The organism is Neisseria sp. P0021.S006, from assembly GCF_051956895.1.
The window spans coordinates 1-2,279 of the sequence record NZ_JBQCWZ010000149.1; the positions used below are offsets into that span (position 1 = coordinate 1).

Here is a 2,279-nt window from a genome sequence, read left to right on the forward strand (position 1 = left end):
GCCTTTTACATTAGGATAAAACCATGCAGGAACAGAATCGGAAATCAAGTTTTCTCATAGTGATGTTGCTGGTGTCGGTTGCCCTGTGGATCGCGTCTTTGTCCAATGTTGCATTTTATTTGGGCAATCATGAAAGCATGAAGGGTTTGACCGTTTTGATTTTGGGGTCGATATTTGCTTCTTTGGACATCAGATATTGTGCGGCCTATGCTAATTATGTTTGGTTGGCGGCCATTGTTTTGTTGGCGTTGCGGAAGAAGGTCGTGCCTGTCCATGCGGCACTTTGGGGCTTGGCGCTGGTGGCTTTCAGTGTGAAAGCCGTACACGTTGATGAAGCAGGGAATACATCGGATATTATGCGCTACGGTGCAGGATTTTATTTGTGGTATGCCGCATTTGCGGTTGCCACCATCGGCACGTTTGCCGGAAAGAATAAGGAAAGAAAAGCAACAATGCTGGCAGATGGGACGAAAAATGACGCTTGATGAATGGCTGCGCCAATCGGCGCTGCCCAAAAATGAAGCGCGGATGTTGTTGCAATATGCACTGGGTTACACGCGCGCGCAACTGGTTACACGCGGTACGGACGATTTGGCAGACTCTGCCCTGCAAACCTTGGAGGCTTTGGCTCAACGCCGTCTGAAAGGCGAGCCGATGGCCTATCTGTTGGGCGAACGCGAGTTTTACGGGAGACGTTTTGCCGTCAATCCCCATGTGCTGATTCCACGCCCTGAAACCGAGCATTTGGTGGAAGCCGTGCTCAAACGCTTGCCGCCGCAAGGCCGTGTGTGGGACTTGGGGACGGGCAGCGGCGCCATTGCCGTGACCGTCGCGCTTGAACGCGTTGATGCTGATGTTCGCGCATCCGACATCAGCGTTGGTGCTTTGGATACTGCCCGTCAAAATGCGGCCGAATTGGGCGCAAAAGTCGAGTTTGCGCAGGGTTCGTGGTTTGATACCGACAGGCCGTCTGAAGGCCGATATGATGTGATTGTTTCCAATCCGCCGTACATCGAGGACGGCGATGAACATTTGTCGCAAGGCGATTTGAGGTTTGAACCGCAAAATGCGTTGACCGACTTTTCAGACGGCCTCAGCCATATCCGCCACATTACCCAAGAAGCCCCCAAATACTTGAAAGCCAACGGCTGGCTGCTGTTTGAACACGGCTACGACCAAGGCGAAGCAGTGCGGAACATTATGCTTGAGAACGGTTTTGCCGAAGTGGCAACCGAACAGGATTTGGCTGGATTGGATAGGGTAACGCTGGGGCGTTTGCCTGCTTAATGGGCATGATTTGTCGAAATATAAAAAAGGGCGTGTCGATCACGCCCTTTTGGTTTTCTGGTTTGTCTGTTCAGACGGCCTGGTTTAACGCCAAGCAGCGACGAACTCCGCCCAATGTTGTTTTTCTTCGGCTTGTGCGGCCAGATAATGTTTGATGCGTTTAATTTCGACTTCGTATTCGTCGGCATCGAGCGCGCCGCTCATCATGCGAAAGCGCATGTACATCAGGTAGGTATTGGCGGCATCGGTTTCACAATAATCGCGGATGTCTTTCAGACGGCCTGCATGATAAGCGTCCCAAACTTTGCTGCCGTCCATACCCAGTTTGCCGGGGAAGCCGCAGAGTTTGGCCATATCGTCCAAAGGCACGCTGGCACGCGGTTGGTAGAGGGCGAGCAAATCCATCAGGTCGCAATGGCGGGTGTGGTAGCGGCTGATGTAGTTGTTCCACTTAAAGTCGCGGCTGTCGCCAAAATCGCCGTCGCCCATGTCCCAATAGCGGGCGGCGCTGATGCCGTGTATCAGGGCGCGGTAGTGGAGGACGGGCAGATCGAAACCGCCGCCGTTCCAGCTGACAAGTTGCGGCGTATAGTTTTCGATGACCTCGAAGAACTTGGCAATCATGACTTCTTCGCTGTCTTCGGGATCGCCGATGGTACTGACGCGGATTTTGTCTTGCCCCCAGCGCATACAGCAGGAGATGGCGACGACTTGGTGCAGATGGTGTTGCATAAAGTCGCTGCCGGTTTTGGCACGGCGTTGCTGCTGGGCAAACAGGACGACTTCGTTGTCGGGCAAATCGGCTGGCAAATCGTAAAGCTGGCGGATGCCGTGTACGTCGGGAATGGTTTCAATGTCGAAGGCGAGTATCGGAGTCATGGCGTGATCGGGTTGGATAAGGGATGATGTCATTGTGGCATGACGGCGCAGATAAAAAAAGAGGCAATCCCCCACAGGATTGCCCCAATACCTCAAATCAGAGATTTACGCTT

3 protein-coding genes are annotated in these 2,279 nt (G+C 53.1%); 2 read left to right on the plus strand and 1 reads right to left on the minus strand.

What is annotated here, in order from left to right; all coding sequences use genetic code 11:
• The first annotated feature begins 23 nt into the window (after positions 1–23).
• Positions 24–485 carry a hypothetical protein gene (locus ACTHUM_RS11760; protein ID WP_107792240.1) on the plus strand — a complete coding sequence of 154 codons (462 nt, stop codon included), beginning with the start codon at positions 24–26 and terminating at the stop codon, positions 483–485.
• Positions 475–1,287: a peptide chain release factor N(5)-glutamine methyltransferase gene (gene prmC / locus ACTHUM_RS11765; protein ID WP_070460570.1), complete on the plus strand. Its 813-nt coding sequence runs from the start codon at positions 475–477 to the stop codon at positions 1,285–1,287. The genes ACTHUM_RS11760 and prmC overlap by 11 nt, the downstream gene beginning before the upstream one ends.
• Positions 1,288–1,371: 84 nt before the next feature.
• Here prmC and ACTHUM_RS11770 read toward each other — a convergent pair whose 3' ends face one another.
• A complete protein-coding gene (locus ACTHUM_RS11770; protein ID WP_070460568.1) occupies positions 1,372–2,166 on the minus strand; it encodes a 3'-5' exonuclease in 795 nt (264 codons plus the stop codon).
• Positions 2,167–2,279: the final 113 nt, after the last annotated feature.

What these genes read in the sequence shown, in the direction of transcription:
- ACTHUM_RS11770 (WP_070460568.1), bottom strand. Translation starts at nt 2,166, where the DNA reads ATGACTCCGATACTCGCCTTCGACATTGAAACCATTCCCGACGTACAC.
- ACTHUM_RS11760 (WP_107792240.1), top strand. Translation starts at nt 24, where the DNA reads ATGCAGGAACAGAATCGGAAATCAAGTTTTCTCATAGTGATGTTGCTG.
- prmC (WP_070460570.1), top strand. Translation starts at nt 475, where the DNA reads ATGACGCTTGATGAATGGCTGCGCCAATCGGCGCTGCCCAAAAATGAA.